19 protein-coding genes are annotated in these 21,826 nt (G+C 69.3%); 11 read left to right on the top strand and 8 right to left on the bottom strand.

Annotated elements, in window-relative coordinates; all coding sequences use genetic code 11:
- Positions 1-105: 105 nt before the first annotated feature.
- Genes ABID41_RS02765 through ABID41_RS02755 form a run of 3 tightly spaced genes read left to right on the top strand, consistent with a single transcriptional unit; the run spans position 106 to position 3,208 of the window.
- Positions 106-486, top strand: a complete 381-nt coding sequence (locus ABID41_RS02765; protein WP_331933078.1) for a hypothetical protein — start codon at positions 106-108, stop codon at positions 484-486.
- A 43-nt stretch (positions 487-529) separates the two neighbouring features.
- The gene (locus ABID41_RS02760) at positions 530-1,573 is read left to right on the top strand and encodes an ATP-dependent DNA ligase (protein ID WP_354297142.1); all 1,044 of its coding nucleotides are present in this window, start codon (positions 530-532) and stop codon (positions 1,571-1,573) included.
- 45 nt (positions 1,574-1,618) lie between these two features.
- Complete coding sequence (locus ABID41_RS02755; RefSeq protein ID WP_331932897.1) at positions 1,619-3,208, top strand: peptide chain release factor 3; 1,590 nt, start codon at positions 1,619-1,621, stop codon at positions 3,206-3,208.
- Here the strand turns inward: ABID41_RS02755 and ABID41_RS02750 are convergent.
- Positions 3,205-3,879 carry a TylF/MycF/NovP-related O-methyltransferase gene (locus ABID41_RS02750; protein WP_331932896.1) on the bottom strand — a complete coding sequence of 225 codons (675 nt, stop codon included), beginning with the start codon at positions 3,877-3,879 and terminating at the stop codon, positions 3,205-3,207. The two genes, ABID41_RS02755 and ABID41_RS02750, sit on opposite strands and share 4 nt — an antisense overlap.
- Positions 3,880-4,191: 312 nt before the next feature.
- On the opposite strand from ABID41_RS02750, the gene ABID41_RS02745 reads away from it, so the two are divergent.
- The gene (locus tag ABID41_RS02745; protein ID WP_354297141.1) at positions 4,192-5,568 is read left to right on the top strand and encodes a hypothetical protein; all 1,377 of its coding nucleotides are present in this window, start codon (positions 4,192-4,194) and stop codon (positions 5,566-5,568) included.
- A gap of 57 nt (positions 5,569-5,625) precedes the next feature.
- The gene (locus ABID41_RS02740; protein ID WP_331930182.1) at positions 5,626-6,687 is read left to right on the top strand and encodes an energy transducer TonB; all 1,062 of its coding nucleotides are present in this window, start codon (positions 5,626-5,628) and stop codon (positions 6,685-6,687) included.
- Here ABID41_RS02740 and ABID41_RS02735 read toward each other — a convergent pair.
- The 5 genes from ABID41_RS02735 to ABID41_RS02715 form a co-directional block, all read right to left on the bottom strand.
- The gene (locus tag ABID41_RS02735) at positions 6,684-7,778 is read right to left on the bottom strand and encodes a DUF2336 domain-containing protein (protein WP_354297140.1); all 1,095 of its coding nucleotides are present in this window, start codon (positions 7,776-7,778) and stop codon (positions 6,684-6,686) included. The genes ABID41_RS02740 and ABID41_RS02735 overlap by 4 nt on opposite strands.
- 70 nt (positions 7,779-7,848) lie before the next feature.
- The gene (locus tag ABID41_RS02730; protein WP_331930586.1) at positions 7,849-8,607 is read right to left on the bottom strand and encodes an ABC transporter permease; all 759 of its coding nucleotides are present in this window, start codon (positions 8,605-8,607) and stop codon (positions 7,849-7,851) included.
- A complete protein-coding gene (locus ABID41_RS02725; protein WP_331930584.1) occupies positions 8,604-9,380 on the bottom strand; it encodes an ABC transporter ATP-binding protein in 777 nt (258 codons plus the stop codon). Before ABID41_RS02725 ends, ABID41_RS02730 begins: the two co-directional genes overlap by 4 nt.
- Before the next feature lie 3 nt (positions 9,381-9,383).
- Positions 9,384-10,391, bottom strand: a complete 1,008-nt coding sequence (locus tag ABID41_RS02720; RefSeq protein ID WP_331930582.1) for an ABC transporter substrate-binding protein — start codon at positions 10,389-10,391, stop codon at positions 9,384-9,386.
- An 84-nt stretch (positions 10,392-10,475) separates the two neighbouring features.
- The gene (locus tag ABID41_RS02715) at positions 10,476-12,542 is read right to left on the bottom strand and encodes a hybrid sensor histidine kinase/response regulator (protein WP_331930580.1); all 2,067 of its coding nucleotides are present in this window, start codon (positions 12,540-12,542) and stop codon (positions 10,476-10,478) included.
- Between the two features lie 301 nt (positions 12,543-12,843).
- Between ABID41_RS02715 and ABID41_RS02710 the strand changes: the two genes are divergently transcribed.
- Positions 12,844-13,800: an SPOR domain-containing protein gene (locus tag ABID41_RS02710; protein WP_354297139.1), complete on the top strand. Its 957-nt coding sequence runs from the start codon at positions 12,844-12,846 to the stop codon at positions 13,798-13,800.
- Here the strand turns inward: ABID41_RS02710 and ABID41_RS02705 are convergent.
- Both ABID41_RS02705 and pbpC read right to left on the bottom strand, forming a co-directional pair.
- A complete protein-coding gene (locus ABID41_RS02705; protein WP_354297138.1) occupies positions 13,797-15,614 on the bottom strand; it encodes an ABC-F family ATP-binding cassette domain-containing protein in 1,818 nt (605 codons plus the stop codon). The two genes, ABID41_RS02710 and ABID41_RS02705, sit on opposite strands and share 4 nt — an antisense overlap.
- Positions 15,615-15,656: 42 nt before the next feature.
- Complete coding sequence (gene pbpC / locus ABID41_RS02700) at positions 15,657-17,786, bottom strand: multimodular transpeptidase-transglycosylase PbpC (RefSeq protein WP_331931263.1); 2,130 nt, start codon at positions 17,784-17,786, stop codon at positions 15,657-15,659.
- Between the two features lie 47 nt (positions 17,787-17,833).
- Here pbpC and ABID41_RS02695 point away from each other — a divergent pair, with 47 nt between their 5' ends.
- The 5 genes from ABID41_RS02695 (at position 17,834) to ABID41_RS02675 (ending at position 21,818) form a co-directional block, all read left to right on the top strand.
- Entirely contained in the window at positions 17,834-18,298 is a 465-nt protein-coding gene (locus tag ABID41_RS02695) for a YcgN family cysteine cluster protein (RefSeq protein ID WP_331931265.1), read from the top strand.
- Between the two features lie 106 nt (positions 18,299-18,404).
- The gene (locus ABID41_RS02690; protein ID WP_331931267.1) at positions 18,405-19,307 is read left to right on the top strand and encodes a J domain-containing protein; all 903 of its coding nucleotides are present in this window, start codon (positions 18,405-18,407) and stop codon (positions 19,305-19,307) included.
- 92 nt (positions 19,308-19,399) lie between these two features.
- Positions 19,400-19,729 (top strand): PepSY domain-containing protein, encoded by a 330-nt coding sequence (locus tag ABID41_RS02685; RefSeq protein ID WP_354297137.1) that lies wholly within the window; start codon positions 19,400-19,402, stop codon positions 19,727-19,729.
- A gap of 8 nt (positions 19,730-19,737) precedes the next feature.
- Positions 19,738-20,430, top strand: a complete 693-nt coding sequence (locus ABID41_RS02680) for a response regulator transcription factor (protein ID WP_354297136.1) — start codon at positions 19,738-19,740, stop codon at positions 20,428-20,430.
- Positions 20,431-20,432: 2 nt separating this feature from the next.
- The gene (locus ABID41_RS02675) at positions 20,433-21,818 is read left to right on the top strand and encodes a sensor histidine kinase (protein WP_331930524.1); all 1,386 of its coding nucleotides are present in this window, start codon (positions 20,433-20,435) and stop codon (positions 21,816-21,818) included.
- The last annotated feature ends 8 nt before the right edge of the window (positions 21,819-21,826 follow it).

Genomic DNA, 21,826 nt, shown 5'->3' with positions numbered 1-21,826 from the left:
CGGCCAAGGCGCTCCCGGCGGCCGGATTAACCGCGCTTCTCAATCGCACCTTAGGCATGCGCGTGGGACACGATAGGACTTTCGCCGGCGCAAGCGCTTCCTGCCATGCTCTTCCTGCTGAACGACGTCGTCTTCAATCTCGAAGGGTTGAAGCCGTGGCCCAAGATCAGCCAGCGGGCGTTTCAGGCCCTGCCGTTCAACGTGATCAGCCGGCTCGGGCAGGAGCTCTATTCCGAAGAGCCGCTGCTGCATTTCGACCGGCCCGAGCGCGGTCGGCGGCTGGCGACCCTCATCCTGGCCAAGGCGCCCTCGATCAACGCGGCGCTGTTCGTGGCGCCGCGTTATGGCTGCGCGCCGGAAGAGGTGAGCATCCGCTACGCCAATCTCGACTTCACGGTCATGGCGCGGCTGTCCAGCCGGCAGGCGGCCGGCGAGATGGATACCCTGGCCACCGATCGCGAGGTCTGGCGGCGGCTGGCCGCCTGAGCCGCAGCGGGAACGTGCTGGCGGCGGCGGCCGTTGGCCTTCCATGCCGCCCGCCGCACCCGCTGCACCGTCCCTGGACCTGGAGCCGATGGAGGCGCTGCTGGTCGAGCGCCTGCCGGGCGACGAGGGCTGGCGTTTCGAACCGAAGTGGGACGGCTTCCGCTGCCTGGCGTTCCGGTCGGACGGGGAGGTCGAGTTGCGGTCCAAGTCGGGCAAGCCGCTCGGCCGCTATTTTCCGGAAATCGTCCGGATGCTGGGGAGCCTGCCCGCGCAGCGCTTCGTGCTGGACGGCGAGCTGACCATCGCCATAGACGGGCGGCTGTCGTTCGAGGCGCTGCAGATGCGGCTGCATCCGGCCGCCAGCCGGGTCAGCCGGCTGGCCCGGGAGACGCCGGCGCAATACGTGCTGTTCGACTGCCTGGCCGATGCGCAGGGGCGGAACCTCATGGGCCAGCCGCTGACGGTGCGGCGGCGCGCGCTCGAGAAACTGTTCGGCGACCTTGGTGACCGGCCCGAACTGCGGCTTTCTCCGCAGAGCGCAGACCTTGCGCAAGCGCGGCGTTGGCTGGCCGGCTCGGGAGCGGACCTCGACGGGGTGATCGCCAAGCGGGCGGACGATCCCTATCGGCCGGGCGAACGGGCGATGCTGAAGATCAAGCGCTTGCGGACGGCCGATTGCGTGGTGGGCGGGTTCCGCTACGCCAGTGACGCCCGGGAGGTCGGTTCGCTGCTGCTCGGCCTCTACGACGATGCCGGATTGCTCGACCATGTCGGCTTCACCTCGGGCCTGGCCCGCGCCGAGCGGCCGGCGCTGACCAGGCGGCTGGAGGCGCTGGCCGAGCCGCCGGGCTTCACCGGCAAGGCGCCGGGCGGGCCGAGCCGCTGGACCACCGAGCGCACCGCCGAGTGGACGCCGCTGCGGCCCGAACTGGTGGTGGAAGTCCGCTACGACCATGTCACCGGCGATCGCTTCCGGCATGGAACCCGGCTGCTGCGCTGGCGTCCCGACAAGGCGCCGCGGCAATGCCGGATGGATCAGCTCGCCGCCCCGGCGGCCGTCGACGCGGTCGAACAGGCGATGGGCTGAGCGCGCCGGCTTCGCACAGGCCAAAAGGGGTGCTATCGCCGCCTGATGAGCACTTCTCCCGCCGCCGAGGCCGCGCGCCGCCGCACCTTCGCGATCATTTCCCATCCCGACGCCGGCAAGACGACCCTGACGGAAAACCTGCTGCTGGCCGGCGGGGCGATCCGGGCGGCCGGCGCGGTGCGCGCCCGCGGCGAGAACCGCCGCACCCGTTCCGACTGGATGAAGATCGAGCGCGAGCGCGGCATCTCGGTCTCGGCCAGCGTCATGACGTTCGACCACGACGGCCTGATGTTCAACCTGCTGGACACACCCGGCCACGAGGACTTCTCCGAAGACACGTACCGGACCCTGACCGCGGCCGACGCGGCCGTCATGGTGCTGGACGCCGCCAAGGGCATCGAGCCCCAGACCCTGAAGCTCTTCGAGGTCTGCCGCCTGCGCGACATCCCGATCGTGACCTTCATCAACAAGATGGACCGCGAGGCCCAGGACCCCATCGAACTGCTGGACGAGATCGCCTCGAAGCTGGCGCTCGATCCGGCGCCGCTGTTCTGGCCGGCCGGCTCGGGCGGGCGGTTCAAGGGGATGCTGGACCTGCGCAGCCAGCAGTTCGTGCCGTTCTCCAAGAACCGCGACGAGGGCCACCCGGACCCGGTCGCCTTCGGCGGCAACGCCATCGTCAGCTATCTCGATCCCGAAGAGCAGGGCGAGCTGGAAGAGAGCGCGATGCTGGTCCAGGAGGCGTCCAAGCCCTTCGACCCGAAGTCCTTCCTGGAAGGTCACATGACGCCGGTGTTCTTCGGTTCGGCCCTGCGCCACTTCGGAGTTGACCAACTGCTGGCGGGCCTGGGCGCCTACGCCCCGCCGCCCAAGGCCGTGGCGGCGGTGAAGAGCGGCGAGCCGACCCACGTCGCCCCGGGCGATCGCGAAGTGACCGGCTTCGTCTTCAAGGTGCAGGCGAACATGGACCCGAACCATCGGGACCGGATCGCCTTCCTGCGCCTGACCTCGGGCAAGTTCCAGCGCGGCATGAAGCTGAAGGTGCAGAACACCGGGCGCCAGCTTTCGGTCAACGCGCCGATCATGTTCTTCGCTTCGGACCGCGAACTGGCTGAGGAAGCTTTCGCCGGCGACGTCATCGGCATTCCCAACCACGGGGTGCTGCGGGTGGGCGACAGCCTGTCGGAAAGCGGCCTGCTGCGGTTCGCCGGCCTGCCCAACTTCGCGCCGGAAATCCTGCAGCGCGTGCGGGTCAAGGATCCGCTGAAGGCCAAGCATCTCAAGAAGGCGCTGGAAGGCCTGGCCGAGGAGGGCGTCACCCAGCTCTTCCGGCCGGTGATCGGCTCGGACTTCATCGTCGGCGCCGTTGGCCAACTGCAGTTCGAGGTCATGGCCGACCGGCTGGCCAACGAGTACCAGCTCGAGGTGATCTTCGAGCCGGCGCCCTATTCCGAGGCGCGCTGGCTGTCGGGCGAGAAGGCCGACGTCGAGGACTTCGCGAACAAGCACAAGGGCGCGATGGCCGCCGACATCGACGAGCAGCCGGTGTTCCTGGCCAAGTCCTCCTGGGAAATCGGCTATGTCGGCGAGCGCTTCCCGAAGGTCGGGTTCGAACGCTCGAAGGAACGGGCCTAGTTCACGACCTTCCGGATGATCGGGTTCACGCCCGGTTCGAAGCGGAAGCCGGGATTGGCGGCGATGAACTCGTCCGTGGCGGTCTTGCAGCCGCCGTAGTCGTTGTAGTCGTCCAGCATCATCACCCCGCCGGTCGACAGCCGCTCGGCCACCGATTCCAGGCAGAACTTCACCGGGTCGTACCAGTCGCAGTCGATGTGAGCGAAGGCGACGCTCTTCGACCCCGCGGTCGGCCAGGTGTCCTCGAACAGGCCTTTGACCAGGGCGATCTGCTGGCCGTCGACCGCCAAGCCGTGGCGTTCGAAGGTCGCGATCACGTCGGCATAGAGGTCGTCGCGATAGCCGTAATAGGAATCGCCGCCGATCCCCTTGGACTCGCCGGCGGCGATGGTCTCGTAGCGTTGCTTGGACTTGGCGTCGTCCTTCTCGGAGGTTGGGGGAGGGATCATGGCGAAGACGTCGAAACCGGCGAACCGGTGACCCGCCGCCGTCGCCTGCTTGGCCAGCAGGACCGCCGAGCCGCCGAGGGCGACGCCGAACTCCAGCACATCGCCCGGAACGTCGAGCCTGAGGGTCTCGCGCAGGGTTCCCTCCAGGCGGTTGAGCTTGTCGGGGGTGAGGTAGGTGAGCCGCTCGTCGCGAATGCGCCGTGCATCGGCGCTGAGACTCACGGCATTCAAGCGTCGGACCAAACCTGTGATGGGGTTCATGTGCGCCTCCGTTGCCCGGAAAGCGTCCCCAGCAATTGAGGCGGAAACAAGCGCGATTGTGTGAAAGTCGGCAGACCCCCAGCGTCGGCCTCAACGTTAAGCAAGAACCGGGCCGAGTATGGTCACGGGTCGTACACAAGAAATTTAGGCTTTGTTAACCATAGCTGCGCCGTTAACCACTTGTTTACGATGGCGGCTCCGGGTTTGCTCGGTCTGGTCTGAACCCTTTGGGCGCGTCTCGTGTTGAGACGGCAGGGTGATCGGAGCCTTTGGATGTTCGAGCTCGGTCGAGAACTGAAGCGACTGTTCGGAGCGGACGTCATCCATCCGCCGCGCGACGGGCTGACGGGAGGCGACGCAGCCCTGCTGGAGCTGCTCGATCTGCGCATGATCGCCCAGGAAGGTCGCGCGGCCGACACCGCCGCCGGGCGCGTCGGCGCCAAGGACAAAGCCCAGCGCCGGCTGGAGAGCGCCATCGTCTGGCGCGAGGTCGCACGCCGGTCCGGCGAGGCCTCGATGCTTCGCAAGGCCGCCTCGACCGCCGAGGCGGCCGCCGAGGCCTTCGGCAGGGAGCGCCGGCCGGATGGCTGGGCGCGGGCCCGCTGCGAGCAGGCCTTCTGCGCCATGCTAGGCGCCGAGCTTTTCGGGGACGAGGGATTGAACGCGGCCGCCGAGGTCGCCTTCCGCGAGGCGCGCGCTGCGGCCCGCGGCGGCCTGGCCCTGCCGTTGGCCGACCTGGGAATCGCCGCCATCGAGGCGCGCGAGCAGATGACCTTCGCCGACGCCCGCGCGGCCCGCGCCGCAGCGGGCCGGTTCGCCGCGCCGATCGCCGGGCTGCAGAGCCTGACCAAGCGCTGCCGGGCCGCGCGCCTGCTGGCGGTCGAGGCGCGGCTGGTGCTGGCCGACATCCTGATCGCATGGGGCGCGCGGCTGCGCGACGCCGAGCTGCTGACCATGGCCCGTGACGAGTCCGAGCGGGCGCTCAAGGGCCTCGACAGCACCTTCGAACCCCTGAGCTGGGCGCGAGCCGCGGCCCTGCGCGGCCAGGCCATGGCGCTGCTGGGCGAGGTGGCGGGGGACGTCGAGAGCCTCGCCCTGGCCGTGACCGCCTTGGCCGACGTGGTCGGCGAACTTTCCCGCGAGCACAGTCCGCTGGACTGGGCCAAGGCCCAGACGGCGCTTGCGCAAGGCCTGCAGGCCCTCGGCGAGGCCGGCGCTTCCGAGCGTGCCTACGAGCAGGCCGTCACCTGCTACGACCGCGCGGCCCACGTCCTGCGCAAGGCGCCGGGGCTGGCGCTACGGGCCCTGGGCGCCTCGAACCGCGCGCTCTGCCTGGCGCGTTCGGCCGAGCTTTCCGGCGACCTGACCGTGCTGGACGCGGCCGAGGCGGCCTTCAAGATAGAGCTGGCCGCAATCTCGGCCCGGCGCGACCCGGCGGCCTGGGCCCTGCTGCAGGTGAACCTGGCGCGCCTCTATGAAGCCCGGATCGACATCACCGGCCAGGACCACGGCGAACGCGCCTCCGCGGCCATGGCGCTCAGCGCCGCCTTGGACGTCTTCGGGGAACTGGGCCTGCGCTCGCTGAGCGTGATCGCCGCCGACGCTCTGGACCGCCTGGCCGGCGCAGGAACTCCCGCCCGTCCTCTGTGATCGGTTGCACTTCTCCGGCGCGCTCGCCAGCATAGGGCGAGCAGCTTCGGGGGGAGCATGAGTAAGCGGATATGGGCCGCCGTATTGGCGGCAGCCTGCGTGCAGCCGATCACAGCGCAGGCACAGGACACCAAGCCGGATTGGCTGAAGCCGCCGTCGCCGGAAGACATAATGGCGGTCTGGCCGACGGACGCCTGGAAGAGGGGGCTGGGTGGCCAAGCGATCATTGCCTGCAAGGTCAACCTGTACGGCGCGCTCTTCGATTGCCGGGTCGCCGCCGAAACGCCTGCCGGCGCCGGATTCGGAAGCGCCGCCTTGGGGCTCGCCCCACAGCTATTGATGAAGCCGGCCACCCACGACGGCAAGCCCGTGGTGAGCGAGGTCAGGGTCCCGTTCAATTTCCAGAAGCCCGGCCTCTCGACGGGAACGCGAATCCCTGGGGCCGGGCCGTATGCGATGCCGACTCGCCGTGCTCTGAGCAACGTCAATTGGAGTTCCGCCCCCTCATACTCGCAGGTGGCCGGCGCTTATCCCGAGGAAGCCAGGGCCAAGGACGTGGGCGGTCGGGTGACCCTGAACTGCGCTTTCAAGGGCGAGGGGCGTCTTAGCGGCTGTGAGACGGTGAAAGAGGAGCCCGAACGTCTCGGTTTCGCGAAGGCGGCGAAGTCGCTGTCGGACGCTTTCGTCGGTCCTGCGGTCCTGGACGACGGAATGAAGACCGCCGGCATGCTCACTCAATTATCCTTCACCTTCGCGCCGGAAATGCTCGATCCGTCCAAACGACTGGTCGGCAAGCCAGTCTGGGCGTCGATGCCCTCGGGAATCGACTTCGCCGAGGCCTATCCGAAAGCGGCGGTGAAGGCCGGCGTCACGACCGGCAAGGCGCTTCTGTCATGTGAGGTCGGCCCAGGCGGACGGCTTGTCGACTGTTCAGTGCAGAGTGAGGAACCCGCGGCCTTGGGTTTCGGAGACGCGGCGCTCGCTATCTCGGACGGCTTTCGGGTTCGCCAATGGTCGATGGAAGGACTGCCGGTGGTGGGCGGGAGGATTCGCGTACCGATCCGCTACCAGGAACTCGATCCAGCGCCCGCGCCAGCACCCGCCCCGGCGGCTCCCTAAGCGGCCATGTCCCCGGCGTTGCGGCGCATCCGCCAGAAACGGAGGGTGCGCTGGGCCGCTTCACGGGGCAGGTTCTCATAGAGCTCGCCGTACTCGCGCGCCCGGCCCATGGCGTTGGCGTCGCGGTCGAGAATCAGCACGGCGAAGGTCAGGTAGAGCGAGCGGTCGAAGTCGGCCGCCTTGCAGACGATGGAGAGGGCGTCCAGCTCCCGGCGCTCCATGATCCGCTTGACCGTATGGAAGTCGACCTCGGCCAGTTCGCTGAGCGCCACCAGGAACTTGGTGGTCTCGCGTGCGCGCAGGAAGCCGGCCAGGAGCTGGGGCGTGATCGCCCCGCGCAGCCGCAGCAGCCGAATCTGCTTTTCCGCCTCTGCATAGTCCGGGGGCAGCGCGCCGTCGCGGGCGGCGACCTGCTTGCGGCCGGCGGCCAGGGCGGCGTCCAGTTCGGCGGGATCGAGGCTGTCGTTGCGCGCGAGGATTTCGCCGCGCAGCCGGGCCTCGACCACGAAGTACATCTCGTTCAGCAGATCGATCGGCAGGGTCTGGCGCTTGACGACCGCGGCGTGCAGGGCCGGGTTCTCGACCGCGCGGTCGACCACGGCCTCGTGGGTTTCGCGCGACATCAGCGCGCCCTCGTTGGCCAGCAGCACCCCGAGCGTGGCGTCGTCGCCGCGCTCGACGATGGCCTCGGAGACCGCCTCCGACACCATGGGCCGTTGCGAGATGGCGCGCAGGTGGTCCTGGCCCCGCGTACGGGCGACCGACAGCAGGTCGTCCTCGGTGAGCGCGCTGGAGCTGGTCAGCACCGGGCGGGCGACTTCGATGGAGACGTCGCGGGCCAGGTCGCGCAGCAGGCCGCGCGGCGGGCTGGCGGCGGCGGCCATGCGGCCGGCCAGTTCCAGGCGGACCGCTTCCTCCATCTCGCCCGCGAGCTGGCTCAGCACCTCGTCGAACAGCTCGAGCTCGTCGCCCCGCCGGACTTCTTCTCTGGCGAAGAAAAGGTCGGTGACACCCCGCAGCAGTTCGCGGCGACGCTCGCTGGACGGCTCCTTGGCCATCTCGATCAGGTCGTGAAGCTTGCTGCGGGCCATGGACGAATCTTGCGGGAGAGACGCCGTCAGAGTTAACCGCCTTGGCTTAATCCTCGCCTAACGGCTGAGCTTAACGACCTCTCCACCAGGAAAGGCCCGCCCGCTCGGCCAGCTCCAGCAGGGCGTGCAGGGCCACGCCCATGATCCCCAGCACGACAAGGGCCGCGATCATCCGCGCGGTCTGCAGCTTGTTCCCGGCGTCCAGGATCTGCCAGGCCAGGCCACGAACCCCGCCCGAACCGGCTCCGAACTCGGCGACCACCGCCCCGATGATGGCGAGGCCCGCCCCGACCTTGTGGCCCTCCAGCAGGAAGGGCACCGCTGAGGGCAGGCGCAGCCGCATGACCCGGCTCCAGCGCCTTGCGCCATAGAGATCGAACAGGCGCTCCAGGTCCGGATCGGCGGCGCGCAGGCCGGTCACCGCACCCGAGAAGATCGGGAAGAAGGCGACGAGCACGGCGAGGGCGACGATCGCCCGCTCCGGATGGTCGATGCCGGCCCAGATCAGCACCAGCGGCGCGATGGCCACGACCGGCGTCACCTGCAGGACCGAGGCGAGCGGGCGAACCGCCGCCTCCAGCAAGGGGTTCAGCCCGACAACGACCGCCAGGCCGGTGGCGATGAGGCTGGCGATCACCAGGGCGACGACGGCCGTCGAAAGGGTGATCCAGGCTGCGCCGAGCAGGCTGGGCAGGTTCTCGGCCAGGGCGGTCGCCACGCCCGAGGGCGGGGGTAGGAAATAGGCCGGTACGCCCATCGCCCGCACGGCGGCTTCCCAGGCCGCCAGCAGGATGACGACCAGCAGGGCGGGCGCGAGGATCTTGCTCATGCCGCCGCCTGCATGCCGAGGGCCAACAGGCCGGAGACTTCTTCGGCCGCCTCGCGGAAGACGTCCTGGGTCCGGAAGCCGGCGGGACGGGGCAGCGGCGCGTCGATCTGCGCGATCCCGGCGATGCGGCCCGGGCCACGGGTCAGGACGGCGACGCGGCTCGCCATGTAGGCCGCCTCCTCGACATTGTGGGTGACGAACACGATCGCCGGCTTCGAGACCTCCCAGAGCGCCAGCACGTCGTCGGCCAGGGTGCGGCGGGTGATCTCGTCGAGGGCGGCGAACGGCTCGTCCAGCAACAGCAGCCGCGGCTCGGTGACCATCGCCCGCGCCAGCGACACCCGCATGGCCATGCCGCCGGACAGCGCGGCAGGGCGCATCCTCTCGGTTCCGGCCAGGCCGACGCGGGCCAGGGCCTCGGCTGCGCGGTCATAGGCCTCGCGCTTGGCCATGCCGCCGAGTTCGAGGGGCAGGGCGACATTGGCCTGGGCCGACAACCAGGGCGCCAGGGTCGGCGCCTGGAACACCACCGCCGTCTCGCCTCGCCGGGTGGTGCGGCGCACCTCGCCGCGGGTCGGCTGCTCGAGGCCTGCGAGCAGGCGCAGGGCGGTGGACTTGCCGCCGCCGGAGGGGCCGACCAGGGCGAGGATCTCGCCAGGCGCGATGGAAAGGCTTACCGGCCCCAGCGCCAGGCCCCGGCCAGGATAGACGACCTCGACGTCTTCGAAGGAGACCAGGCTCGCGCGTTTCGCGGTGAGCGTCGGCGCACGCATCGGCTACTTCGCCGCCGGCGTCACGAAGTCGAGGGTGTAGGCCTTCTTGTAGTCCAAGTCCTTCGGATAGACGCCCTGGTCGGCGGCGACCTTGAAGAACTCGGCCCAGCGGGCGTCGGTCATGACCCCGACGCCGGCGGTCTGGGCGTCGCCGGAATCCACGATGCCGTAGGACTTCATCTTGGCGCGCGCCTGGTCGAGGACGTCCTGGGTCATCTCCGGATTGTCCTTCTTGATCAGGGCGTCGCCGGGGGCGGCGTCGCCATCGAGATAGCTCTTCCAGCCGGCGGCCGAGGCTTCGACGAAGGCCCGCACCGCGGCCGGGTTCTTCTGGATCAGGCTGTCGGGGACCAGGATCATGGTCGCGTAGCCGGGATAACCCTCGTCGGCGAGCAGGAAGACCTTCGGCTTGAGGCCCGCCTGCTTCTCGATGGTGTAGGGCTCGGAGGTCACGTAGCCCTGCTGCACCACGCGCTTGTCGGCCAGGAATGGGGCGGCGTTGAAGGTGTACTTGCGGATCTGGTCGTCGGTGAAGCCGTATTTCGACTTCAGCCAGACCCAGAAGGCGGTGACCGAGGCGTCGGACAGGAGGATCGGCCGGCCCTTCAGGTCCGCGATCTTCTCCAGCCCCTGGTCGGGGTGGGCGATCAGGACCTGCGGGTCCTTCTGCATCATGGCCGCGACGGCCTTCACCGGGATGTTCTCCTTGGCGAGGTTCATCACGATGAAGCTGTTGGAGCCCATGCCGGCCTCCACCGCGCCGGAGGCGAGCAGTTGGGGCACGTTCACGCCGGGACCGCCCTGGACGATCTGCACGTCCAGGCCGCGCTTGGCGTACTCGCCCGTGGCCACCGCCTGGTAGAAGCCGCCCTGTTCGGCCTGGGCGCGCCAGTCGGTGGCGAAACGGATGACGGTCTTGCCTTCCGAAGTCGCGGCGTCCTCCTTCTTGCCTGGGGAACAGGCGCAGACGAGAGCCGCAAGCGCGACGGCGGCGAGACGCAGGACTTTCATGGACACCCCCCAGACCAAAGCCGGCCGGGAGCCTATGCGCAGGCGCGCGTCGTTCCAAGCCGCGAGCGACGGGAAAACGAGCCTTTAGGCGGCGATGGCCGAGGCGTCGCGTCCCAGCCACCTGGCGAGCGCAGCATGCAGCGCCGGGATCTGGATGGGCTTGCCGACGGTGGCGTTCATGCCGGCCTCCAGGCAGGCGGCCTCCATCTCCGGCATGACATCGGCGCTCATGGCCAGTATCGGCAGGGTCGCGTTCTCGCCGCCCAGGGCCCGTATGGCCCGGCTGGCCTGCAGGCCGTCCATACGTGGCATATGCACGTCCATGAGGATCAGGTCGAAGGCGCGGGAGGCGGCGGCGGTGACGGCCTCTTCCCCATCTTCGGCCAGGGTGACCTCGCATCCGAGGATGTCGAGCACGGTCGCGGCCAACTCGCGATTGGCCGGATGGTCGTCGACGAGAAGCACCTTGGCCGCGAGCGGCTGGACGGGGGACTCCGGCGCTGCTTGGGTCTGCGCGTCCGCGACCGGGGCGGGAATCTCGATGCCGAAGACGGCCCCGGCGCCGGACGGAGGCTCGACCGCGATGTGGCCGCCCATCAGTTCGACAAGGCCCTTGCAGATCGCTAATCCCAGGCCCGTGCCGCCGTGAGTGCGGCTGACCGATGCGTCCCCCTGGCTGAAGCGCTTGAACAGCCGCGCGGCCCGGTCGGGGGTCAGCCCCACGCCGGTGTCGCTGACCCGGAAGCGGAGGGCCATGTGATCGCCCTGCGCGATGGCCTGGGCCTCCAGGCTCACCCGGCCATGGTCGGTGAACTTGATGGCGTTGGAGAGCAGGTTCAGCAGGATCTGGCGGACCCGCAACTCGTCGATCATCACCGTCCGGTCGACGGGGCCGATGAAGCTGAGCCGAAGGTCGAGGCCCTTGAGCTTGGCCGCTTCGGCCACGATCGCCAGAGTTTCCTGCACGAGGGCCCGCGGAACCGTGGGGACGGGATTGAGCGTGACCTCCCCGGCCTCGACCTTCGAGAAATCCAGTATGTCGTTGACGACGCTCAGCAGGGACGCGCCGGCGCGGTCGATCAGGGATAGTTGCCGGCGGGCGTGCTCGGGCAGGTCCTCGCGGGTCAGCAACACCTCGGTGAAGCCGACGATGGAGGTCATCGGGGTGCGGATCTCGTGGCTCATGGTCGCCAGGAATTCCGTCTTGGCCTTGCCGGCGGCGAGGGCGCGGTCCTGCGATGCGCGCGCCGCTCGCGTCCGCCCGATCCACAGGCGCTTCATCCGCTTCTGTTCGAAAATCGCCATGGCGGTGGTCAGGCTGGTGAAGAAGCAGAGGGCGACGAGGAACTGCATGGCGCGGGTGCGTTCCATGACGCTCCAGGAGACGCCTTCGGCAAGGGGCGCCTGCACCACCATGATGGAGGCGGTGACTCCCATGATCAGCGCGGCGATCGCCGCCCCGCGCGGCCCAAGGCGGAAGGCGACCAGCGTCATGGCCGGGAAGAACAGCAGCACCAGGGGAAAGCGCATCGGCGTGAAGGCTATGACGCCCGAGGCCGCCACCAGGGCGTAGAGGGCCAGTTCCTCGATGGCCGGCCGCTGGAACTCCCGCATCAGGCCTGGGCGGGCCGCCAGCAGGATGGCCGGCAGCACGATCACCATGCCCAGGGCGTGGCCGTAGAACCAGTTCGCCAGCACGGTGTCGAAGCTGTGGCCGTAGAGGGTAAGGACGTCGGCCGCCAGAAGGGCGCTGAGGCTGGTCGCCGGTGCGACGGCGAGGCCGATCAGGCGGGCAAGGCGCGAGAGAGTGGTGAGCCGCAGGGCTGGGCCGCAGACCTTTACGGCCAACCAGGCCGTGAACGCCGCCTCGCCGATGGTCAGGATGGGGAAGGTCAGCGCATGGACCAGCGAGTTGCCCAGCACCAGATTGCACCCGAACTGGAACGTCCAGCACAAGGCGCCCAGGCCGAGGCTCCAGCGGCGCGGGAGCATCAGGAAGCCGGCGGCGAGCACGCCACCGCCCAGCCAGACCGTGGCGATCCCTTCGCCCTCACGCGTCAGCACCAGGCTGAATGCGGTGCTCAACATGAACAGGGCGGCGAGGCAGCCGCCAAGCGCCAGGTAATGAATTCGGCCGTTGCGGGCGGACATGGGACTTCCCGGGAGGGTTCGGGAAATCCTTCCGCGGACTTGGAAAACAAGGGCTTAAGACTTCGCCTTGGGAGACAGTATGTCGCATGGGCGACAAGCTCTCCGGGCGGCCCAGCGCCATGGGACGATCCGGTGGACAACCTGTGCAGGGCATGGGGATCGCGGCGCGGCGGCGGCGAACTTGTCCACAGGAGCGGGAATCTGTGCGCAGCTCTCGCGGGGATCGTTCCTGACCCCTGTTACGCCGTCGCGATCCATGCGACCTGCTATGGCTCTGATTATGGTTAAGAGGGAGCGGCCCTTGAGCGCGCGCACGGTGGCGTTGCTGGCCCTGGTCTGGGCGCTGGCTGCTGGCGCGCAGGCGGCTGAGCTGACCGCCGCCCAGCGGCGCGCCGCGAACGCGGCGGGCCTGCCGCCATCGGCGGTCGTCTTCGCCAGCCCGGAGATGATCGTGGCCATCCGCGACCGGGGCGCGCGAAGCTCGGGCGGCGGCCTCTTCGAAGGCGTGACGCTGCAGGGCGAGGTGATCTCGCAGCGGGCGGGCGAAGCGCTCGGCTACCGCTCCATGCGCTCGACCCTCAAGATCGACTGCGTCCGGCGACGCGACCTCGTGACCCGGATGACGGTCTATGCGCAAGCTGGCGCCAAGGGCCTGGCCATCGCGCGGCAGGTTCCCGGCGACTGGGCCCAGCCGTCGCCGGGCGCCTATCTCGCCGCGGTCAATCGCGCGGTCTGCGGGACAGCGCCGGTGGTGGCGGAGACGCGAGGGAAGGCGCTTCCACGGTCTCGGCCGGAAACGGGGCGCGGGGAAGCGGCGCATGTCCCACAGCCTGCTCCGCCCGCGGCCGTGACCTTGAGCGATGATCCCGACGCGCCGATGGCCACCGCCATCGAAGCGGGCTTCCGGACGGCGCCTGCGCGGCCGCCGGTGCTCGCGGCCTCCGCCGCTCAGCCGCCGGCCCTGAGAGGTCGCGTGGCTGATCCCGCCTCGCCGAAGCCCGCCGCCCGCAAGCCTGCGCCGCGTCTCAGTACGCCAGGCAAGGTCGCCGTGCAGGTGGCCGCATCGCCGACCGAGCGGCAGGCGAAGGAGGCCCTGGCCAGGCTGAAGGGGCGGATAGCCCGGCCGCTCTCGACCGAGGTGCAGACTGCGGTGGTCGAGGGCCGTACCTACCACCGAGCGATCGTCAGGGGCTTCCAGACCCGCGCCGAGGCGCAGGTGTTCTGCGCCTCGATCGGCGGCGGCTGCTTCGTGCGTTAGCGCGCGAGCGCTTCGCGGCGTTCTTCCAGCTCGAGCCACTCCTCCTCGGCCGAGCCGAGCTGGTCGCGCGCTGCTTCCAGGGCCGCGCTGATGCGGGCGAAGCCGGCGGGATCGCGCGTGTAGAGGCTCGGATCGGCCAGGTCGGTTTCCAGCTTGGCGATCTTGTCCGGGAGGCCGGCGATCAGGGCGTCCAGCTCCTGCAGCCGACGCTGATCCTTGTAGGAGAGCTTGGTGGGCTTCGACGGCTCGGCCCGCGGGGCGGCCGGCTTGGGCGTGGGCGCCGGCGCGGCGGCGCCGTCGGCGACGGATTTGAAGAAACCGGGGTTCTGAGAGAGGAAATCCTGCCAGCCGCCGGGGGTCTCGACCACCCTGCCATGGCCGTCCAGGGCGATGGTCGAGGTGGCCAGGCGGTCGACGAAGTCGCGGTCGTGGCTGACGAGGATCAGGGTGCCCTCATAATCGGCCAGCAGGTCCTCCAGCAGGTCCAGCGTGTCCATGTCGAGGTCGTTGGTCGGTTCGTCCAGCACCAGCAGGTTGGCCGGCGTCGCCAGAGCCCGAGCCAGCAGCAGACGGTTGCGCTCGCCCCCGGAGAGGCTTCGCACCGGCTGGCGAATCTGACTGTCGGTGAACAGGAACTCCTTGGCGTAGGCGGCGACGTGCTTGGGCTGGCCGCGGACCATGACCTGGTCGCCGCCCAGCGGGGTGAGCACGTCGCGCAGACTCATCTCCGGCTTCAGGTCGGCGCGGCCCTGGTCGATATAGGCGATCTCCAGGTTCACCCCGAGGTTCACGGCCCCGGCGTCGGGGGCCAATTCGCCCAGCAGCAGCTTGACCAGCGTGGTCTTGCCCGCGCCGTTGGGGCCGACGATGGCGACGCGGTCGCCGCGCATGATGCGGGTGGAGAAGTCCTTCACCAGCGTCCGCTCGCCGAAGGACTTGGCGATGTTCTTCACCTCGGCCACCCGCTGGCCCGAGAGGCCCGAGCTCGCCAGGCCCATGGAGAGGTCGCCGCGCACTTCGCGCATCCGCTCGACCTTGACCTTGCGCAGCTCCATCAGCGCCCGGCGGCGGCCTTCGTTGCGGGCGCGGCGGGCGGTGACGCCGCGGCGCAGCCAGTACTCTTCCTTTTCGAGCTGCTTATCGAGCCGCCGGGCTTCCTCGGCCTCGGCGGCAAGGATGCGCTCGACCCACTCGTCGAAGGCGGCGAAGCCCTTGTCGAGCCGCCGGACCTTGCGGTGCTCCAGCCAGAAGCAGCGGTTGGTGACGCGTTCCAGGAAGGCGCGGTCGTGGCTCACGATCACCAGGGCGGCGCGGGAACTGGCGAGCTCGGCCTCCAGGGTCTCGATGGCCAGGATGTCCAGGTGGTTGGTCGGCTCGTCCAGCAAGATGACATCCGGCTCCTCCGCGAAGGCGCGGGCCAGCGCCACGCGCCGGATCTCGCCGCCAGAGAGGCCCCGGGCAGGCTTGGCCGGATCGACGCCGAACAGCTCAAGCGCCGCCTCGCCGCGGTGCGGTTCGGCCCCGCCGGCGACCACGTAGTCCAGCAGGGTCTCGCCGGCGATGTCCGGCTCCTGCGGCACATAGGCGATGCGGGTGGCCGGCTGGATGGTGCGTTCGCCGTCGTCGGCCTGGATGGCGCCGGCCAGGATCTTCAGCAGGGTCGATTTGCCCGCCCCGTTGCGGCCGACCAGGCAGGCGCGCGAGCGCGGCTCCACGGCCAGGTCGACGCCGTCGAACAGCATTTTCGGCCCGTCGGCGAGACGGACATCCTTCAGGGCAAGAACAGGGGGCTTCATCGACGCGGGCGGCTTCATCGGCGAAGGCACATAGCGATCCCCGCGCCCTGACGCGACCCCTCAGTTGGGTTCTTCGCTCGTCAGGTCCGGCGCCGGGGGCAGGGCGAGCTGCTGCATCGCCGGCTGCGGCGGGGGCACGACCACTGGCGGGCCGGCCAGCGCAGCGGTCTCGAAATCGAACTGCAGGCCCTCATAGAAGCCGTTCCGCGGGTCGTCCTCGTAGACGGGTTCGGGGTCGGGCAGCAGCCAGTCGAAGTCGCGGGGGGGCAGGTTCATGTGGGCGGTCGCCATGAAGTCGCGCCATATGGCCGCGGCGACCTGTCCGCCGGTGACCTGGTTCATCGGCCGGTCGTCGTCGTTGCCGACCCAGACCCCGGCCACGTAGTCGGGCGTGAAGCCGATGAACCAGGCGTCGCGCCAGTTCTGGCTGGTCCCGGTCTTGCCCGCCGCGGGGCGGCCGAAGTTCGCCCGCGCGCCCGTGCCCTCGGTCACCACCTTTTCCATCATCTTCACCATCATGCTCGCCCAGTGGATGTCGTAGGCGGGGACGGGCGAAGCGGTCTGGTGGCTGAACAGCACGTCGCCGTTCACCGTGCGGATCTCGGCGACGATGAAGGGCGTGATCCGCGACCCGCCCTGCTGGAAGACCTGGTAGGCCGAGGTCATCTCGATCAGCGGCACTTCATAGGCGCCCAGGGCCACCGACAGGTTCGGGTTCGGCGGCAGGGTGGTGATCCCGAAGCGGCTGGCGAGGTTGGCGATGGCGGCGGTGCCCACCTCCTCGCCGAGCCGCACGGCGACGGTGTTCAACGACTGGGCCAGGGCCGTCTCCAACGTCACCGGACCGCTATAGCGGCCGCCGTAGTTCTTGGGCTCCCAATCGCCGATCTTGATTGGCGCGTCCTCGCGGATGTCCGTGGGCAGATCCCCCTTCTCCAGGGCCGCGGCATAGACGAAGGGCTTGAAGCTGGAGCCGGGCTGGCGCCTGGCCTGGACGGCGCGGTTGAAGACGCTCTCGGCATAGTCCACCCCGCCGACCATGGTCCGGATGGCGCCGGTGGAATCTATGGCGACCATCGCGCCCTGGCTGGCGCCGCTGGCCTTGCCGTCGGTCTGGACGATCCGCCTCAGCGCCTCGGCGCCCGCCCTCTGCAGCCGAGGGTCGACGGTCAGAGTCACCGCCAGGTCGGGCGAGTTCTCGCCGACCATCTTCAGCACCTCGGCCTGGGCGTAGTCGATGAGGTAGCCTTCGTCGCCCTCGCTGGTCAGGGCGGTGGAAGCGAGCTGGGGACGGTTGGCCAGGGCCTTGCGAAGTTCCCCATCGCTGATCCAGCCCTCGCCGCGCATGCGCTCGAGCACCAGACGCTGGCGCTCCAAGGCCTTGTTCATGTTGCGATGGAGCGCCATGCGCGAGGGCGCCTTGGGCAGGGAGGCCAGCAGCGCGGCCTCCGACAGGGTGAGCTGGCTGGCCGGCTTGCCGAAATAGGTGCGCGCCGCGCCGTCCAGGCCGAAGGTGTTGGCGCCGAAATAGATGCGGTCGAGATAGAGCTCCAGCACCTCGTCCTTGCTGAGCATCTGCTCCAGCCGGTGGGCGAGGGCGGCCTCCTGGATCTTGCGCTTCAGGGCCCGCTCCGGGGTCAGGAACATCCCCTTGGCGAGCTGCTGGGTGATGGTCGACCCGCCTTCCACGACGCGGCCGGCCTTGTGGTTGGCGTAGGCGGCGCGGGCAATGGCCCAGAGGTCGACGGCGCCATGCTGGTAGAACCGCCGGTCCTCGGCCGCCAGGAACGCCTTGGGCACGTAGTCGGGCAACTGGTCGATCCGCACCTTCTCGCCGTACTGCGGGCCGCGCGCGGCGACGAAGGCGCCGTTCATGTCGTAGAACTTGATGGTCGGGGCGCGGACGGCCGCATAGATCTGTTCGCGCGTGGGAACCGGCGGCAGGTCCTGCAGGTAGGTCTTCTCGACATAGTTCCAGGCGTAGAGCGCCGCGCCCGCGCCGAGGGCCGCCAGGACCAGGACGAACACCGAGAACCACTTCAGGATCGCCCAGCCGAGCTTGCCTTTCCCGCGCTTACGCGGCAGGTCCGCGCGGAACGGCTCGTCCGAGAGCCTGATCTCGGGCGTCGGGCCGGGGCGCAGGCCCTCGGGCTTCGCGGTCGGTTCGGAGTCGTTGTGGTCGTCGGTCACGGGTAAACTGGGGCGGCGTAATTCGGTTTGTGTAGGGCGCCTATAAGATGGCTTCGAGGCCTTTCTGGGAAACCAAGTCCCTCTCCCAGATGACGGGGCCGGAGTGGGAGAGCCTCTGCGACGGCTGCGGGCTCTGCTGCCTGATCCGTTTCGAGGACGAGGACACCGGCGAGATATTCCCCACGCGGGTCCACTGCCGCCTGTTCGATTCCCAGACCTGCGGCTGCACGAACTATCCCGAGCGCAAGCGCTACGTCCCCGACTGCATCAAGCTGACGCCGCAGAACATCAGGGCGCTGCGCTGGATGCCCCTGAGCTGCGCCTATCGGCGGATTCACGAAGGCCGGGGCCTGGCCGACTGGCACCCGCTGGTGTCGGGCGATCCGGAGAGCGTCCACGAGGCCGGCGTCTCCATCCGCGGCGAGACCTTCAGCGAGGAGGAACTGGCCGATCCGGAAGACGCCGTCCAATACGCGGCCTGGGACTTGCTCGAGGAACGCGGGCGCGACTAGGCTGAAGCCTCTATGTGGTAAAAATGTCACAACGCCGCTTGCACCATCGGGTAAACGGCCTAATTGAGTGACCTGAGTTTTCACGAGATTTCGAGAGGTTCTTTCTTTGGCGCGCGATCCCTACCAGGAGCTGGGCGTCTCCCGTGGCGCGAGCGCCGATGAGGTCCGCAAGGCGTTCCGCAAGCTCGCCAAGCAGCATCACCCGGACACCAATCCCGGCGACAAGGCCGCCGAGGAGCGCTTCAAGCGCGTCAGCGCGGCCTTCGACATCATCGGCGACGCCGAGAAGCGCAAGAAGTTCGACGCTGGCGAGATCGACGCCGATGGTCGCGAAACCATGCGCGGCTTCGGCGGCGGCGGTCCTTTCGGCGGCGGCCAGGGCGGCCCCTGGTCCGGGCGTCAGGCCGAGGAGATGGAGGGCGCAGACCTCAGCGACCTCTTCAGTGAGATCTTGGGACGGCGGGGCGGCGGCTTCGGCGGCTTTTCGCAGCGGGGGTCGGACGTCCGGGCCAGGCTCGAGATCGACCTCGAAGAGTCGATCCACGGCGGCAAGAAGCGGATCGCCTTCTCTGACGGCCGCACCATCGACGTAAGCATTCCCAAGGGCGCAGAGGAGGGACAGACCCTGCGCCTGAAGGGTCAGGGCTCGCCCGGACGGGGCGGCCCGGGGGACGCGTTCATCGAACTCGTCGTTCGCCCGCACCCGATCTATCGGCGCGAAGGCGCGGCCCTGGTCATGGACCTGCCCGTCTCGATCCCCGACGCCGTGCTGGGCGGCAAGGTCGAGGCACGCACGCCCGACGGCGTCGTCTCCCTGACCATCCCCAAGGGGGCCAACAGCGGCCAGTCCCTGCGGCTGAAGGGGCGGGGGCTTTCCGACAGTCGCGGCAAGCGCGGAGACCTCCTCGCGCGTATCGTCCTGATGCTGCCTGAAAAGGTCGACCCGGAGCTGGAAGGCTTCGCCGAGCGTTGGCGAAAAGAACGGCCCTACACGCCCAAGAAGAGATAACTTCCGCCGGCTAGGATGACAGGACGGGTCCGGAGCTTCATAAACTGCGTATTCAGCCTCGGTTCAGTGAGCTCCCTCTAAGCCTGCGGTTCATGAAACGCCTTCTTGTCATCGCTGCGCTGCTGGCGGCCGCTCCGGCGGCCCAGGCCCAGCCGTATCCTGACTACGGCCGGCCCTCCTATGGCGGCCGGGGCGATCAGGACGCGGCCCGTGCGGCCGTGCGCGGCGGCCGGCAGGTGCCGCTGCAGCAGGTCATCGCCACCATCGCGGCGCGCACGCCTGGACGCCAGCTCAACACCACCCAGGGCGACGCGGGCGGCCGACCCGCCTATTTCGTCCAGTGGCAGACCAATGACGGCCGGGTGATCATCTTCGTGGTCGACGCCCAGTCGGGCGCCATCATTTCCCGCCAAGGCGGCTGAGGAGTTCCATGCGTATCCTGTTGGTAGAGGATGATCCGGACCTGTCGCGCCAGCTCAAGTCGGCGCTGGGCGACGCGGGCTATGCGGTGGACCATGCCTCCGACGGCGAGGAAGCGCAGTTCCTGGGCGAGACCGAGCCCTATGACGCGGTAATCCTCGACCTGGGCCTCCCCAAGGTGGACGGCGTGTCGGTGCTGGAGCGCTGGCGGCGCGAGAGCATGGCCGTCCCGGTCCTGATCCTGACCGCCCGCGGCGCCTGGAGCGAGAAGGTCGCGGGCTTCGACGCCGGCGCCGACGACTACCTCACCAAGCCCTTCCATACTGAAGAGCTACTGGCTCGCCTGAGGGCGTTGCTGCGGCGCTCGGCCGGCCATGCGGCGCCCAGCCTGTCCCTCGGCGGCCTGCGCCTCGATCCGCGGGCCGCCCGCGCCAGCGTCAACGGCGAGCCCTTGCGGCTGACTTCGCTGGAGTACCGGCTGCTGCACTATCTGATGATGCACCAGGGCCGGGTGATCAGCCGCACCGAACTGGTCGAGCACCTCTACGACCAGGACTTCGACCGCGATTCCAACACCATCGAGGTGTTCATCGGGCGCCTGCGCAAGAAGATCGGCGCCGATCGGATCGAAACCGTCCGCGGGCTGGGCTATCGCCTGACCGCGCCGTCCGAGGAACTGGGAGGCGAGGCGGCCAAGCCGTGAGCATGCCGGCCCTTGGCCAGCCGTCGCTCGTCCGGCGGCTGGTGATCCTCGCCGCTGGCTGGAGCCTCGCGGTGCTGCTGGTGACGGCGCTGGTTCTGGCGCTGCTGTTCCAGCAGGCGGCGATCCGCGGCTTCGATCAGGGCCTTCTGGAACTTATCGACAACCTGACCGCCGGCACCACCATTGCCGAGGAGGGCGAGGTCGTGGCCCCGGCCCTGACCGATTTGCGCGCCCTGCGGGCCTTTTCCGGCAAGTACTGGCAGATCGCCGAACCGACGCCGGACGGCCAGCTCAAGGTGCTCGTCCGCTCCCGCTCCCTGTGGGACAGCGAGCTCAAGTGGCCGACCGACATCGTCAAGCGGCTGAACGCCGAGCCGGGCCAGCCGGTCTCCTACAACACCGCCGGCCCGCAAACCAACGAACGGCTGCGGGCCATGGCCACCCAGGCCAAGCTGCCCGGCCGCAGCGCCCCGGTGGTGTTCATGGCCGCCGAAGACCGCAGCCCGGTCGACCGGGACGTGCGCAGTTTCATCACCGCCACAGCCATCGCCTTCCTGCTGCTGGGCGTCGGCATGATCGCCGCGGTGGTGATCCAGGTCCGGGTGGGGCTCAACCCGCTCTTCGCCCTTCAACGGGAGATCGCTTCGGTCCGCCGCGGCAAGGCCGAGCGCGTCCAGGCCGCCTATCCCAGCGAACTGGCGCCCCTCGCCGACGAGCTCAACGCGCTGATGGCGCACAACCAGGAAGTCGTGGAGCGCCAGCGGACCCATGTCGGCAATCTCGCCCACGCCCTGAAGACCCCGTTGTCGGTCATGCTGACCGAGGCGCGCCAGACCGGCGGGCCGCTTGCCGAGGTGGTCGAGGGCCAGGCCGAGGCCATGCGCCAGCAGGTCGATCATCATCTGAGGCGCGCCCGCGCCGCGGCCCGGATGCAGGGCTCGGGCGAACGGACCTCGGTCGCCGACGTGCTGGACGAACTGGCCCGGACGCTGGAGCGCATCTTCCAGGACAAGGGCGTGGAGATCGACTGGGACGCGCCCGACGACCTCTATTTCCAGGGCGAGCGCCAGGACCTGCTGGAGCTGGCCGGCAACGCCATGGAGAACGCCGGCAAGTGGTGCGGCCATCGCATCCGCGTACGGGCGGCTCCCGTCTCCGCCGACCGTTTCCGCCTGACCATCGAGGACGACGGCCCGGGCCTCACTCCCGAGCAGCGCGAGGCGGTGGTGCGCAGGGGCGCGCGCCTGGACGAAACCGCGCCCGGATCGGGCCTTGGCCTCTCCATCGTCGATGAGCTCTCCCGCGCCTATGGCGGGGTCTTGAGGCTGGGCGAGGCGCGGCTGGGCGGCCTGTCGGTCGAGATGGACCTGCCGCGCGCGGAGGCCTGACAAGGCTC

The sequence above is a fragment of the Phenylobacterium koreense genome (assembly GCF_040545335.1).
Lineage (GTDB): Bacteria > Pseudomonadota > Alphaproteobacteria > Caulobacterales > Caulobacteraceae > Phenylobacterium > Phenylobacterium koreense.
This window is presented reverse-complemented; position numbering and strand designations above follow the sequence as displayed.